This window comes from Burkholderia sp. MSMB1826, from assembly GCF_001526325.1.
Taxonomy (GTDB): domain Bacteria; phylum Pseudomonadota; class Gammaproteobacteria; order Burkholderiales; family Burkholderiaceae; genus Burkholderia.
In genome coordinates, this window is sequence record NZ_LOYN01000032.1 from 33,120 (window position 1) to 47,394 (window position 14,275).

A 14,275-nucleotide genomic window follows, 5' to 3' on the forward strand; every position below is an offset into this window, starting at 1 on the left:
GGAAGGAGTCGTTCCATGTTGAAGGAAACCTATCCGTACTACCTCGCCAACGAAGCCGTCTACGCGAACACCGATCTGGAGGTGACCGACAAGTTCAGCGGCAAGGTCGCCACGCGCGTCGCGCTGGCCGACGCGAAGGCGATCGATGCAGCGATCGCCGCGGCAGTCGACGCTACGAAGCCGATGCGCGAGATGCCCGCCTACAAGCGGCAGGCCGTGCTCGATCATTGCGTCGCGCGGTTTCGCGAACGTTTCGACGAGCTGGCCGAGGCGCTGTGCATTGAGGCCGGCAAGCCGATCAACGACTCGAAGGGCGAAGTCACGCGGCTGATCGATACGTTCCGCGTCGCGGCCGAGGAATCGGTGCGCATCGACGGCGAGATCGTCAACCTCGAGATCTCCGCGCGTGCGCAGGGCTATACGGGCTACACGAAGCGCGTGCCGATCGGCCCGTGCTCGTTCATCTCGCCGTTCAACTTCCCGTTGAACCTCGCCGCGCACAAGGTCGCGCCCGCGCTCGCGGCCGGCTGTCCGTTCGTCCTGAAGCCGGCGAGCCGTACGCCGATCGGCGCGCTGATCATCGGCGAGGTGCTCGCGGAAACCGACCTGCCGAAGGGCGCGTTCTCGGTGCTGCCCGCGCATCGCGACGGCGCCGACCTGTTCACGACCGACGAGCGCTTCAAGCTGCTGTCGTTCACCGGGTCGCCTGCCGTCGGCTGGGCGCTGAAGGAGAAGGCCGGCAAGAAGAAAGTCGTGCTGGAGCTCGGCGGCAACGCGGCCGCGATCGTCGATGCCGACCAGCGCGAGCGGCTCGACTACGTGGTCGAGCGGCTCGCGTTCGGCGCGTACTACCAGTCGGGCCAGAGCTGCATCGGCGTGCAGCGGATCCTCGTGCATGCCGACCTTTACGACGCGTTGCGCGAGAAGCTGATCGCGAAGACGCGTTCGCTGAAGATGGGCGATCCGAAGGATCCGTCGACGTTCGTCGGCCCGATGATCTCCGAATCCGAGTCGCGCCGGCTGTCGGGCTGGATGGACGCGGCCGTCGCGGCGGGGGCGAAGATCGTCGCGGGCGGCAAGGTCGACGGCGCGATGTTCGAGGCGACGCTGCTGGAAAACGTCGGGCGCGAGCAGGACCTGTACCGGAAGGAGGCGTTCGGCCCGGTCGCGATCCTCGAGAAGTTCGACCGCTTCGACGACGCGCTCGCACGCGTGAACGACAGCGACTTCGGGCTGCAGGCCGGCGTGTTCACCGATTCGCTCACGCATGCGCAGCGCGCGTGGGACGAACTGGAGGTCGGCGGCGTCGTGATCAACGACGTGCCGTCGTTCCGCGTCGACAACATGCCGTACGGCGGCGTGAAGGATTCGGGCCTCGGCCGCGAAGGCGTCCGCTACGCGATCGAGGACATGACCGAGCCGCGGCTGATGGTCGTGCGGCGTCGGTGACGCGCGTCAGGCGGCGCGGCGCCGCGACGGCACGCGGGCGGGCGATCGGGCCGGCCCGCGTGCCGTTTTTCATGGCGGCGCGCGGGGCGGCACGGCGCCGCGCGCGTCCTCCGCGTACCCTGCGCGGCCGCCGGAAACAGGCTCGACTACGGGCCTCGCCTCGTGATGTAATCGCGCGAAACAGCCGACCGGGGTACGACGCCGGAAAGCGCGAATTCATTCTCCACGAGGTCGATTCATGTCCCCCGTCTCGGCATTCAAGCTGGTTCTGTTGTCATTCCTCGCGATCGTTGCGCTCGAATGCATCGCCAAGCGGCTGCGGCTGCCGCCCGCGGCCGCGCTGCTGATCGGCGGCATCGGCATCGCGTTCATCCCCGGTCTGCCGCCGATCAACCTCGATCCCGAGCTGGTGCTGCTGGTGTTCCTGCCGCCGCTGTTGATGGACGGTGCGTACTTCTCCGTATGGGAAGAATTCAAGCGCAACGTCGGCGGCATTCTGATGCTGGCGATCGGCGCGGTCGTGTTCACGACGTTCGCGGTCGGCTTCGCCGTGCACTGGGTGGTGCCGGCGCTGCCGTGGGCCGCATGCTTCGCGCTCGGCGCGATCGTGTCGCCGCCCGACGCGGTCGCCGCGAAGGCCGTGCTCGAACGCGTCGCGCTGCCGCGCCGGCTGATGGTGCTGCTGGAAGGCGAGAGCCTGCTGAACGACGCGGCCGGCCTCGTGCTGTTCCGCTTCGCGGTCGCGGCCGCGCTCACCGGCGCGTTCAGCCTCGAGCACGCGGTCGTGCGCTTCGCGGAGCTCGGGCTCGGCGGCGTGGTGGTCGGCTTCGTGATCGGCAAGCTCGTCGTGTGGTTCCTGAAGCTGCTCGACGACGACTACCTCGTGATCACCGTCGCGGTGATTGCCGGATGGATCGCGTACATCGCGGGCGAAATGGCCGAGGTGTCGGGCGTGATCGCGACGGTGACGGCCGGCATGATCGTCGGCTGGCATCAGCACGAGGTGTTCTCGGCGGCCGTGCGCACGCGCGGCACCGCGTTCTGGCAGGTCATCGTGTTCCTGCTCGAGGCGATGGTGTTCGTGCTGATCGGGCTGTCGCTGCGCGGCGCGATCCATCGGCTCGGCGGCTTCGACCAGGTGCTCGGCACGATGGTGCCGCCCGTGCTCGCGGTGCTGGCGGCGGTGATCGTGTCGCGCTTCGTGTGGATCTACGCGGTCGAGGCGCTGAAGTGGCCGGTGCGCGGCCTCGCGCGGCGCGTGGAGGCGCCCGACTGGAAGGCCGCGACGATCATGAGCTGGGCCGGCATGCGCGGCGTGGTGACGCTGGCGATCGCGCTGTCGCTGCCCGAGGCGCTGCCCGGCCGCGACGTGATCCTGGTCGCGTCGTTCGCGGTGATTCTCGTCACCGTGCTGCTGCAGGGCACGACGATCGGGCCGCTGATCCGGCTGCTGCGTCTGCCGCCGAGCGAGGCGCGCGCCGCGCATCATCTGACCGAGCCGCAGACGTGGGCGCATATCGAGGCGGCGCAGCTCGCGGCGATCCAGCCGCTGGTGCGTGACGACAACGGCAACGTGATTCACCCGCGCCTGCTGGAGCAATACACGTATCGGGCCGAGCTGACCGAGCGCGCGAAGAACGAGCCCGAGTATCCGGCGGAGATCCGCGTTGCGCACTACGACGTCGTGCTGGCCGCGATCAGGGCCGGGCGGGCGGAACTGTTGCGCCTGCATCGTTCCGGGCGCATTCACGACGAAATGCTGCACACGGTCGAGCGCGACCTCGACCTGCAGGAAGTGTCCGCGCAGCACGCGCGCGGCTAGGGCGGCCAGCTTACGAATCGCACGGGTCGGCGTTCTGCCGGCCCTGAAACGCGCGCGGGGCGAGCTACCCGTCGCGCGATTTTTTTCCCTCCCACCCACCGATTCGGTGCATCCGAATCCGGCCCTCAATATGACCGACGCCGAGCCTTGCAGCGCATGCAAACCTCGTCGCGGCGGTCCCGCAAACGTTATCGTCTTTCGAATCCGGAAATGATCTGATTTATCTGTTTCCGTCTCTTTCTGCATATTTGGCAAAACTAAACCGGAAGGAGATAGATGCTGTGTTCTAATTTCATTTAGAATCAGCCGGTTATGTTTATTGAGAGAAAGAATGCGGAGGTAATGCGGTCGTCGACGGGGAAACAAGCGGCGTCCGAAGCCCCGCAAGGCAGTGCCGACAGGCCAAATCGGCGAAATCAGGCGGGTTTTACAACTGCCAATATAAGATAGTGTCCAAGTCGGATAAACAACTCCTATGAAAGAATCGATTGGAGATTCGGCGTTTGAAACTGTATTTATGAAAGAATCGAGCAGTGATAATGCCTCGGATTGCCTCGAATCGGGGTTATCGGTCCTCCTGGTCGACGACCAGCCGTTCGTCGGCGAGGTGATCCGTCGCGCGTTGCGCAGCGAGCACGACATCGACCTGCACGTGTGCACCGACGCACATCGGGCGATGGCGGTCGCGCGCGACGTGAAGCCGACGGTCATCCTGCAGGATCTCGTGATGCCGGAGATCGACGGCCTCGATCTCGTGCGCGCGTGGCGCGCGGACGCCGGCACCGCACGCGTGCCGATCATCGTGCTGTCCGCGAAGGAGGAGCCGATCGTCAAGCGCGAGGCGTTCATCGCCGGCGCGAACGACTATCTGGTGAAGCTGCCCGACGCGATGGAGCTGACCGCGCGCATCCGCTATCACTCGAATTCGTACCTGATGTCGCGGCAGCGCGACGAGGCGCTCGATTTCCTGTCGCACGACATGCGCTCGCCGCAGACGTCGATCCTCGCGCTGCTCGACGTCTACCGGGCCGAACACGGCGACATGCCGGCGATCATGGAGCGCATCGCCGGCCACGCGCGGCGCGCGCTCGCGCTCGCCGACGGCTTCATCCACCTGACCCGCGCGCAGTCCGAGCGCCGCGCGCCCGAGGTCGTGAGTCTCAACGAGATCGTGCTCGACGCCGTCGACCAGCTGTGGGAGAAGGCGGCCGGGCTCGGCTGCCGGGTGATCGCGCACGTGCCCGATACCGAGTGCGTGACGATGGGCGACCGCATGATGCTGACGCGCGCGGTCGCGAACCTGATCGACAACGGGCTGAAGTACGGCCCGACCGGGATGGACGTACATTGCACGCTGAGCGGCGACGACGGCGCCTGGCTGATCGGCGTCGAGGATGCCGGCGCCGGCATCGCGCCGGAACAGCGCACGGCCGCGACCGAGTCGTTCGTGCAGCTCGAATCCGCGCACGGCGCGGCGCGCAGCGGTTTCGGCCTCGGCCTCGCGTTCGTCCGCGCGACGGCGGCGCGGCATCGCGGCCAGATCCTGATGCGCAATACGGCGCGCGGCTTCATGGTCGCGCTTCGGCTGCCGGCGCAAGCGGAGCGGTGATGTCGCGGCGCGGCCTGCCGGCGCCGCGCCGCCCGCGAGACCCCGATGCGCTCGTGGCGCGCCACCCGGCGCGCAGGCGGGCGCGGATTTTTTCAACGCTGAATTTAGAAAGCCCATAACGAACATGGCCACCGTGACGCCCCGCACGACCAATGAAAGCCTGCATCCGACGATCGGCGCTGCCCGGCTGACGCTCGGCAATCGCATCCTGCTCAGCTTCGGCGTGCTGTTCGTGCTGATGCTGGTGACAGCCGGCGTGTCGTACGAGCGACTGCGCGCGATCAACACCGAAGCCGTCAGCATCGAGCGCGACTCGCTGCCCGGCGTCTACCTCGCGTCGACGCTGCGCGGCTCGGTCAACGAATCGTTCACGCTGCTGCAGCAGGCGACCTTCGTCGATACCGAACCCGAAACCGTGCAGCGCGATCTCGCCAGGATCCCCGACGTGCTGAAGGACATCGAGTCGCTGTCGGTGGACTACCAGAACACGACGTTCCGCGACGACGACCGGCAGCGCTTCGCGGCGTTCCGCGGCGCCTACGATCACTACGTGCCGCTGCTGAACGAAGCGATGCGGAAGAGCCGAGCGTCGCGAGACGAAGCGGTCGCCGCCTACGCGAAGGTGCTGCCCGCGTGGACCGAGGTCGTGCGCAACGCGAACGTGCTGGTGCAGGAGAACCGCAAGTTCGCCGAGCAATCCGCGAAGCTGATCCGCGAATCGGTGCAGGACACCGAGATCGTGCTCGCGACCGCGCTGGCGTTCGTGCTGCTGTCCGCGCTCGGGCTCGGCTACGGGCTGTACCGTTCGGTCACCGTACCGATGGCGCGCCTCGTCGAGGTGCACGACGTGATGCGCACCGGCAACCTGACGCGTCGCCTCGACCTGCGCCGGCGCGACGAATTCGGCACGCTCGAGACGGGCTTCAACCGGATGGCCGACGAGTTGACCGAGCTGGTCTCGCGTGCGCAGCAGTCGTCGATGCAGGTGACGACGTCGGTGGCCGAGATCGCCGCGACGTCGCGCGAGCAGCAGGCCACCGCGAACGAAACCGCGGCGACGACGACCGAGATCGGCGCGACCTCGCGCGAGATCTTCGCGACGTCGCGCGACCTGCTGCGCACGATGAACGAGGTGGCCGGCGTGGCCGAGCAGTCGGCGACGCTCGCGGGCGTGAGCCAGAGCGGGCTCACGCGGATGGGCGAGACGATGCGCAGCGTGATGGATGCGGCCGGCTCGGTGAACGCGAAGCTCGCGATCCTCAACGAGAAGGCGCTGAACATCAACCAGGTGGTCGCGACGATCACCAAGGTGGCCGACCAGACCAACCTGCTGTCGCTGAACGCGGCGATCGAGGCCGAGAAGGCCGGCGAATACGGCCGCGGCTTCGCGGTCGTCGCGACCGAGATCCGCCGCCTGGCCGACCAGACGGCGGTGGCGACCTACGACATCGAGCAGACGGTGAAGGAGATCCAGTCGGCGGTGTCGGCGGGCGTGATGGGGATGGACAAGTTCTCCGAGGAAGTGCGCCGCGGGATGCTCGACGTGCAGCAGGTCGGCGGGCAGCTGTCGCAGATCATCGCCGAGGTGCAGACGCTCGCGCCGCGCTTCCAGATGGTCAACGAAGGGATGCAGACGCAGGCGAACGGCGCCGAGCAGATCACGCAGGCGCTGTCGCAGCTGTCGGAAGCCGCGCAGCAGACGGCCGAGTCGCTGCGCCAGTCGTCGCAGGCGATCGACGACCTGACGCTCGTCGCGAACCAGTTGCGCACCAGCGTGTCGCGCTTCAAGGTCGACGCGTGACGCGCGCCGATCCGCAGCACGGCGCCCACGCGCTGTTCCTGATGTTCGAGCTCGACGGCGAGCGTTATGCGCTCGACGCGGCCGGCATCGAAGAGGTGCTGCCGCTCGCCGTCACGAAGGCGGTGCCCGGCGCGCCCGACTGGATCGCCGGGCTGCTGATGCGCGGCGGCCAGCCGGTGCCGGTGATCGACGTGCCGATGCTGGCGCTCGGGCGGCGCGCGCAGGCGCTGCGCTCGACGCGGCTCGTGATGGTCCGCCATCGCGCCGGTCACGCCGGTGGCGAGCGCACGATCGGCCTGATCGTCGAGCGTGCGACGCAGACGATGCGGATCGACCGCGCGGCGTTCCGCGCTAGCGGCGTCTCCACCGCGCGCACGCGCTGGCTCGGGCAGGTCGCGAACACGCCCGACGGCGTCGTGCAGCAGATCTCCGTGTCCGACCTGATCGACGACGTTGCCCGCCTGTATCTGTTCGACGGCCTGTCGGGCCACGGGGAGGAATCCGCATGAACGCGTCCGAATCGCGATTTCGCGGCTGGCTGCTGCGCGAGACCGGCATCGACCCCGATTCGCTCGGCAACGATTTCCTGATGCGGGCGCTGACGGATCGCGTGCATGCGGTGCAGGCGGACGGCGAGCGCGTGCCGTCGGCCGCGCGGCCGACCGTGACGCCGGAAGCGCTCGACGCGTACTGGCAGCACCTCAACGCGTCGGCTGACGAACGGCGCGCGCTGATCGAGCTGTTCGTCGTCCCGGAGACGTGGTTCTTCCGCGACCGCGAAGCCTTCGCCACGCTCGCGCGGCAGGCCGCCGAACGGCTCGCCGCGATGCCCGGCCGCGTGATCCGCGTGCTGAGCGCGCCGTGCTCGACGGGCGAGGAGCCGTATTCGGCGGCGATGGCATTGCTGGATGCGGGGCTCGAGCCGGCCAGCTTCGCGATCGACGCGATCGACCTGAGCGCGCGCGCGATCGAGCAGGCGCGGCTCGGCTGTTACGGACGCAATGCGTTTCGCGGAACGGCGACGGAGTTTCGTACGCGGTATTTCACGCCGACCCGCGACGGCTGGCTCCTCGACGAGCGCGTGCGCGCGTGCGTGCAGTTCAGTCACGCGAACCTCGTCGAACCGGTTGCCGACAACGGCATTCGCTACGACTTCGTGTTCTGCCGCAACGTGCTGATCTATTTCGACCGCGATGCGCAGGATCGCGTGATCCGCTCGCTCGACGCGCGTCTCGCCGACGACGGCATGCTGTTCGTCGGGCCGGCGGAGACGGGCGTCGCGATGCGGCACGGGATGCGCTCGGCGCGCGTGCCGCTGGCGTTCGCGTTTCATCGCGAGTCGGCCGGCGCGGCGGCGGCCGATGCATGCGCGGTCCGGCCGGTTGCGCCGCTGTCCGCGGCGGCGCCGTACCGGCGCGCGGAGCGCGTCACGGTCGCACCGCTCGCCGCACTGCACCCGGCGGCGGCCGTGGAGCCGCCCGCCTGGCTCGGCGACGGGCGTCAGCCGTTCGCGGCGGCGCCGGCCGTGCCGACGGCCGCAATCGACGCACGGGCCGAGCTTGCCGTGGCAACCGCCGTGGCGGCCGCGCCGGCCTACGACGGCATCGCCCCGACGATCGACGACGCGCCGACGCTGGAGGATGCGCCGACGCTGGAGGATGCCCAGGCCCTCGCGAACGCGGGTGCGTTCGACGAGGCCGAGCGCGTGCTCGCGCAGTTCTCGGCGCGCGTCGGCCCGCATGCCGACGCGTTCTACCTGAACGGACTGATCGCGGATGCGCGTGGGCGCGCCGCGGAGGCGAGCGACTTCTACCGGAAGGCGTTGTACCTGCGCCCCACGCATCACGAGGCGCTGACGCATCTCGCGACGCTGCTCGACGTCGGCGGCGATCGTGCGGGCGCGCAATGGCTGCTCGAACGCGCCCGGCGTTCGGCCGGCTGACACGACGACGGGAATGGGACCGACACCGCGATGACCAGAGGAATTCATGAACCGCGCCGCCGCTACCACTGACGACGCGACGCTCGACGTCGACGATTGCTGGAACCGGATCGGCACGCGCGGCGACCGCTCGTGCGAGCGGCTGAACGACTGCCTGCGCTGCCTGAACTGCCCGGTCTACGCCGGTCACGCGGCGAAGCTGCTCGAGCGTCAGCTCGACGTCGCTGAGATGACGGACGTCACGCGCCGAATGAGCGCGTTCGGCACCGCGCATGCGCGCGACGACGACGGCGATACGCGCCATGCGGCGCTCGCGTTCCGGGTGGCCGACGAATGGCTCGCGCTGCCGATCGGCGTGCTGCGCGAGATCGCCGGCACGCGCCCGATCCATTCCCTGCCGCATCGCCGCCATTCGGCCGTGCGCGGGGTGGTCAACATCCGCGGCACGCTGCGCATCGCGATCTCGATCGGTGCGCTGCTCGGCCTGGATGCCGGCAAGACCGGCAGCGGCAGTGGCGACGACGGCCGTTTCACGCGGCTGCTGGTGGCCGCGCACCAGGGCGAACCGGTCGTGTTTCCGGTCGACGAGGTCGAGGGCGTGTTGCGCTTCGGCGCCTCCGACTGGGTGCCGGTGCCTGCCACGGTCGGGCGCGCGAGCGCCGGCCTGTCGCGCGGCGTGCTGTCGTGGCGCGGCAAGTCGGTAGGGCTGCTCGACGACGATCGTCTGTTCGACGCCGTGACACGGAGCATGCGATGAGCGGCGATGACGACCTGAGCCACCTGTCGCTGCTCGAGCTGTATCGCGAGGAGACGCGCACGCAGACCCAGGCGCTGTCGGAGCGGCTGCTCGCGCTCGAATCGGGCGAGCCCGATTCCGTCGCGCTCGAAGCGTGCATGCGCGCCGCGCATTCGCTGAAGGGCGCCGCGCGCATCGTCGGCGTGCCGCTCGGCGTCGAGATCGCCGGGCGGATGGAGGAATGCTTCGTCGCCGCGCAGGCCGGCACGATCGCGCTGACTGCCACGCACGTCGACGTGCTGCTGGCCGGCGTCGATTTGCTGGTGCGCGTCGGCGATCCGCAGGGGCAGCCCGTGTCCCAGACCGAGATCGACGGGTTCGCGGCGGCGCTGACGGGCGCCGACGGCGCGCAAACGATGCAGGCGCCGGCCGCCGTGCCGCCGCCGGTGCCGCCGTCGTTGGTGCCGTATCGCGAACACGACGGCGCCGCGAACGAGCCGGTCGGGGCGAGTGCCGCGATGCCGCCGCTCGCCGTGTCGGGCACGGCGCCCGATCCGGTCCAGGCCGGCCGCGTCGCGGGCGCCGGTGCGATGCGCCGCGTGCGCGCCGATACGCTGAACCGGTTGTTGAGCCTGTCCGGCGAATCGCTGGTCGAATCGCGCTGGCTCAAGCCGTTCGCCGAATCGATGCTGCGCGTGAAGCGCGCGCAGCGCGACGCGGCCCGTTCGCTCGACCTGATGTACGAGCAGTACGCCGACGATCTCGACGCCGGCATGCTCGCGTCGATGAACGAAGTGCGGCACATGCTCAACGACCTGCAGCGCTCGCTCGCCGAGCGCATGGACGAATTCGACCGCTTCGAGCGGCGCAGCACGCATATCGCCGAGCAACTGTACGACGAGGCGCTGCAATGCCGGATGCGGCCGTTCGGCGACGCGACGCGCGCCTATCCGCGCATCGTCCGCGATCTCGCGCGCTCGCTCGGCAAGCAGGTGCGTTTCTCGATCGTTGGCGAAGGCACGCAGGTCGATCGCGACATCCTCGACCTGCTCGACGCGCCGCTCGGCCACCTGTTGCGCAACGCGATCGACCACGGCGTCGATTCGCCCGACGCGCGTCAAGCGCGCGGCAAGCCGGCCGAGGCGAGCGTCACGCTCGAGGCGCGCCACAGCGCGGGCTCGCTGCTCGTCAGCGTGATCGACGACGGGCCGGGCGTCGACATGGATGCGCTGCGCGCGGCCGTCGTGCGCCAACGCCTGACCGACGACGAGACGGCCGCGCGGTTGTCCGATCCCGAACTGCTCGAATTCCTGCTGCTGCCGGGCTTCTCGATGCGCGATGCGGTGACCGACGTATCGGGACGCGGCGTCGGCCTCGACGCGGTGCAGGAGATGGTGCGCGGCGTGCGCGGCGCGGTGCGGATCTTCAACGAGCCGGGCGCCGGCATGCGCTTCGTGCTGCAGTTGCCGCTCACGCTGTCGGTGATCCGCAGCCTGCTCGTCGAGGTCGGCGGCGAGCCGTATGCGTTCCCGCTCGCGCACGTCCGACGCACGCTCGAACTCGCGCACGACGACATCGACGTGCTCGAAGGGCAGCCGCATTTTCCGTTCGACGGCCGGCGCGCGGGCCTCGTCGCCGCGCACCAGTTGCTCGACGCGGGCGAGCCCGATGTCGTGCGCGCGACCACCGCGGTCGTGGTCGTCGGTGGCGAACCCGAGCTGTACGGCGTCGCGGTCGACCGCTTCCTCGGCGAACGGATGCTCGTGGTGCAGCCGCTCGACAGCCGCCTGAACAAGATTCAGAACATCGCGGCCGGCGCGTTGCTCGAGAACGGCGACCCGGTGCTGATCGTCGACGTCGAGGACCTGATCCGCTCGGTCGACAAGCTCGTGCGCGGCGGCCAGCTCGCGCGGCTCACGCGCGATCCGCAGCTCGCGCTCGCCGACCGGCGTCGCCGCGTGCTCGTCGTCGACGATTCGCTGACGGTGCGCGAGCTCGAACGCAAGCTGCTGGAAAAGCGCGGCTACGACGTGACGGTCGCGGTCGACGGGATGGAAGGGTGGAACGCGGTGCGCAGCGATGCGTTCGATCTCGTCGTGACCGACGTCGACATGCCGCGCATGGACGGCATCGAACTCGTCACGCTGATCAAGAGCGACCCGATGCTCAAGCGCGTGCCGGTGATGATCGTGTCGTACAAGGATCGCGACGAGGATCGCCGGCGCGGGCTCGATGCCGGCGCCGATTACTATCTCGCGAAGAGCAGCTTCCACGACGAGGCGCTGCTCGATGCCGTGCACGACCTGATCGGGGACGCGCACCGATGAACATCGGCATCGTCAACGATCTGCCGCTGGCCGTGGAGGCCCTGCGCCGCGTGATCGCGCTGCGCGCGGACCATCGCGTGCTGTGGGTGGCGACCGATGGCGACGAGGCCGTGGATTTCTGCGTCGCGCATCCGCCCGACGTCGTGCTGATGGATCTCGTGATGCCGAAGGTCGACGGCGTCGCCGCGACGCGCCGCATCATGGCGCGCGCGCCGTGCGCGATCCTGATCGTGACGGCGAGCGTCAGCGCGAACACGTCGTCGGTGTACGAAGCGATGGGCGCCGGCGCGCTCGACGCGGTCGACACGCCGACGCTCGCGCTCGGGCTGTCGACCGATGCGTCGCCGCAGGCGCTGCTCGCGAAGATCGACCAGATCGGCCGGCTGCTCGAAAGCCGCACCGCGGCGCTCGTGCCGCCGGGGCCGGCGCCCGCGCGCGGACAGCCGACGCTCGTCGCGATCGGTGCGTCGGCGGGCGGGCCGACCGCGCTCACCGCGCTGCTGCGCGCGCTGCCGGCTGACTTTCCGGCCGCGATCGTGATCGTCCAGCACGTCGACCAGGCATTCGCGTACGGCATGGCCGAATGGCTCGACGGCTATACGCGGCTGCCGGTGCGCGTCGCGCGACAGGGCAGCGTGCCGGAAGCGGGCGAGGTGCTGCTCGCGGCGACCAACGACCATCTGATGCTGTCGCCGCGCGGCGTGCTCGGCTATACGCGGCATCCGGCCGAAACGCCGTACCGGCCGTCGATCGACGTGTTTTTCAACAGCGTCGCGGACGGCTGGCAGGGCGAGGCGCTGGGCGTGCTGCTGACGGGCATGGGACGCGACGGCGCGCTCGGCCTGAAGGCGATGCGCGCGAAGGGCTGCTATACGATCGCGCAGGACGAAGCGACCAGCGCCGTGTACGGGATGCCGAAGGCGGCCGCGGCGATCGGCGCGGCGTCGGCGATCCTGCCGCTCGATCAGATCGCGCCGCAGTTGATCGCGCGGATCGCGCTCGCGCCGCGCGACTGACGGCGCACCAGGCGGGCGCCGTCGTTTCGCGGTGCGCCGGCGTCTGCATTGCGTGCGTGGCGCGGCGTCGCGTACAATCGCGGCCTGCGGAGATGGCATGCCTCCCTGCGGTCGTTCGCGGCGCGTGGCGCGCGCGGTGCGGCCCTCAACCGCCGGTTTGCCCGGCTGATGATGCCTGCGTGTTCCTGGGTCGTCAGGAGGTCGCAGGCCGTCCATCCGGCGTTCTGCCGCCCAGGTTTCGATGTTCCGTCGAATCTGGAAATCATGTTCTTCACGACTTCTGCCGATCTTTTCGCGACCGTGCGCTATGTGTGCCGCTGGCTCGCGCTTTCCGCGCTGCTCGGCACGCTGGCCGGTACGGCTTCCGCCGTGTTCCTGATCGCGCTCGACTGGGCGACCGGCACGCGCGTCGCGCATCCGTGGCTGCTGTGGGGGCTGCCGGCCGCCGGTTTCGCCACCGGCTGGATCTACCATCGCTTCGGCCAGTCGGTCGCGCGCGGCAACAACCTGCTGATCGACGAGATTCACGACCCGAAGGCGCTCGTGCCGAAGCGGATGGCGCCGCTCGTGCTCATCGCGACCGTCGTCACGCACCTGTTCGGCGGGTCGGCCGGCCGCGAGGGCACGGCCGTGCAGATGGGCGGCGCGCTCGCCGATCGCGTCACGCACCTGTTTCGTCTCGATCGCGAGCATCGTCGCGTGCTGCTGATGGGCAGCATCGCGGCCGGCTTCGCGTCGGTGTTCGGCACGCCGCTCGCAGGCGCCGTGTTCGGGCTCGAGGTGCTCGCGATCGGGCGCGTGCGATACGACGCGCTGCTGGCCTGCGTCGCGTCGGCGATCGTCGCGGACGCCGTGTGCCGCGCGTGGGGCGTCCATCACACGGCCTATGCGATTCCGTTCGTGCCGGCCGTATCGGCGACGGGGCTGGCCGTGACGGTCGTCGCGGGCATCGCGTTCGGCGTGGTCGGACGGCTGTTTGCGTTCGCGACGCATGCGCTGACCGCGTGGTTTCGCCGCGCGATCCGCCATGCGCCGCTGCAGCCGGTGCTCGGCGGCCTGCTGGTCGCCGTGGCCGCGACCGTGCTGAACGTGCCGCGGTATCTCGGCCTCGGCATCCCGACGATCGAGGCCGCGTTTCACGGCCCGCTGCCGCTTTACGATTTCGCGGGCAAGTTCGCGTTCACCGTCGTCACGCTCGCGTCGGGATTCAAGGGCGGCGAAGTGACGCCGCTGTTCTACATCGGCGCGACGCTCGGCAATGTGCTCGGCCAGGTGCTGGCGCTGCCGGTGCCGGTGCTCGCGGGGCTCGGCTTCGTCGCGGTGTTCGCGGGCGCGGCGAACACGCCGATCGCGTCGACGATCATGGCGATCGAATTGTTCGGCGCGGACATCGGCGTGTATGCGATCGTCGCCTGTGTCGTCGCGTATCTGTTCTCCGGACCCGCGGGGATTTATCGCGCGCAGCGCGTGGCGGTGGGGAAGGGGGCGCGGGCGGAGGCGGAGTGAGGTGGGGGCCGCGGTCGATGTCGTTCGATCGCGGCGGTGCGATGCGATACCCGGGACGCTGAAAAGA

10 protein-coding genes and 1 riboswitch are annotated in these 14,275 nt (G+C 69.5%); all 10 genes read left to right on the plus strand.

The annotated features are described in order from the left end of the window. Positions 1–15 precede the first annotated feature (15 nt). The 10 genes from WS95_RS20405 to WS95_RS20450 all read left to right on the plus strand — a co-directional run bounded on the left by WS95_RS20405 (position 16) and on the right by WS95_RS20450 (position 14,208). Positions 16–1,449: an aldehyde dehydrogenase family protein gene (locus WS95_RS20405; RefSeq protein WP_059825361.1), complete on the plus strand. Its 1,434-nt coding sequence runs from the start codon at positions 16–18 to the stop codon at positions 1,447–1,449. Between the two features lie 238 nt (positions 1,450–1,687). Next, positions 1,688–3,271, plus strand: coding sequence for a Na+/H+ antiporter (locus WS95_RS20410; protein ID WP_059784209.1), 1,584 nt, complete (start codon positions 1,688–1,690; stop codon positions 3,269–3,271). A gap of 475 nt (positions 3,272–3,746) precedes the next feature. Beyond that, positions 3,747–4,880 (plus strand): hybrid sensor histidine kinase/response regulator, encoded by a 1,134-nt coding sequence (locus tag WS95_RS20415; protein WP_034205311.1) that lies wholly within the window; start codon positions 3,747–3,749, stop codon positions 4,878–4,880. A 124-nt stretch (positions 4,881–5,004) separates the two neighbouring features. Continuing rightward, positions 5,005–6,681 (plus strand): methyl-accepting chemotaxis protein, encoded by a 1,677-nt coding sequence (locus WS95_RS20420; RefSeq protein WP_034205310.1) that lies wholly within the window; start codon positions 5,005–5,007, stop codon positions 6,679–6,681. Beyond that, positions 6,678–7,190 carry a chemotaxis protein CheW gene (locus WS95_RS20425; RefSeq protein ID WP_059784202.1) on the plus strand — a complete coding sequence of 171 codons (513 nt, stop codon included), beginning with the start codon at positions 6,678–6,680 and terminating at the stop codon, positions 7,188–7,190. Before WS95_RS20420 ends, WS95_RS20425 begins: the two co-directional genes overlap by 4 nt. Then, complete coding sequence (locus WS95_RS20430) at positions 7,187–8,623, plus strand: CheR family methyltransferase (RefSeq protein WP_059825364.1); 1,437 nt, start codon at positions 7,187–7,189, stop codon at positions 8,621–8,623. Before WS95_RS20425 ends, WS95_RS20430 begins: the two co-directional genes overlap by 4 nt. A 46-nt stretch (positions 8,624–8,669) precedes the next feature. After that, complete coding sequence (locus tag WS95_RS20435) at positions 8,670–9,380, plus strand: chemotaxis protein CheW (RefSeq protein ID WP_059825368.1); 711 nt, start codon at positions 8,670–8,672, stop codon at positions 9,378–9,380. Beyond that, entirely contained in the window at positions 9,377–11,686 is a 2,310-nt protein-coding gene (locus WS95_RS20440) for a hybrid sensor histidine kinase/response regulator (protein WP_059825371.1), read from the plus strand. The genes WS95_RS20435 and WS95_RS20440 overlap by 4 nt, the downstream gene beginning before the upstream one ends. After that, entirely contained in the window at positions 11,683–12,702 is a 1,020-nt protein-coding gene (locus WS95_RS20445) for a chemotaxis response regulator protein-glutamate methylesterase (protein WP_059825374.1), read from the plus strand. The genes WS95_RS20440 and WS95_RS20445 overlap by 4 nt, the downstream gene beginning before the upstream one ends. Before the next feature lie 79 nt (positions 12,703–12,781). Next, a riboswitch (Fluoride riboswitch) is annotated at positions 12,782–12,887 on the plus strand. 79 nt (positions 12,888–12,966) lie between these two features. Next, positions 12,967–14,208, plus strand: a complete 1,242-nt coding sequence (locus WS95_RS20450) for a voltage-gated chloride channel family protein (RefSeq protein WP_059825377.1) — start codon at positions 12,967–12,969, stop codon at positions 14,206–14,208. The last annotated feature ends 67 nt before the right edge of the window (positions 14,209–14,275 follow it).

Bases quoted from the DNA above. Each gene is read 5' to 3' on its own strand.
- WS95_RS20405 (WP_059825361.1), top strand. From the start codon at position 16: ATGTTGAAGGAAACCTATCCGTACTACCTCGCCAACGAAGCCGTCTAC.
- WS95_RS20410 (WP_059784209.1), top strand. From the start codon at position 1,688: ATGTCCCCCGTCTCGGCATTCAAGCTGGTTCTGTTGTCATTCCTCGCG.
- WS95_RS20415 (WP_034205311.1), top strand. From the start codon at position 3,747: ATGAAAGAATCGATTGGAGATTCGGCGTTTGAAACTGTATTTATGAAA.
- WS95_RS20420 (WP_034205310.1), top strand. From the start codon at position 5,005: ATGGCCACCGTGACGCCCCGCACGACCAATGAAAGCCTGCATCCGACG.
- WS95_RS20430 (WP_059825364.1), top strand. From the start codon at position 7,187: ATGAACGCGTCCGAATCGCGATTTCGCGGCTGGCTGCTGCGCGAGACC.
- WS95_RS20435 (WP_059825368.1), top strand. From the start codon at position 8,670: ATGAACCGCGCCGCCGCTACCACTGACGACGCGACGCTCGACGTCGAC.
- WS95_RS20440 (WP_059825371.1), top strand. From the start codon at position 9,377: ATGAGCGGCGATGACGACCTGAGCCACCTGTCGCTGCTCGAGCTGTAT.
- WS95_RS20445 (WP_059825374.1), top strand. From the start codon at position 11,683: ATGAACATCGGCATCGTCAACGATCTGCCGCTGGCCGTGGAGGCCCTG.
- WS95_RS20450 (WP_059825377.1), top strand. From the start codon at position 12,967: ATGTTCTTCACGACTTCTGCCGATCTTTTCGCGACCGTGCGCTATGTG.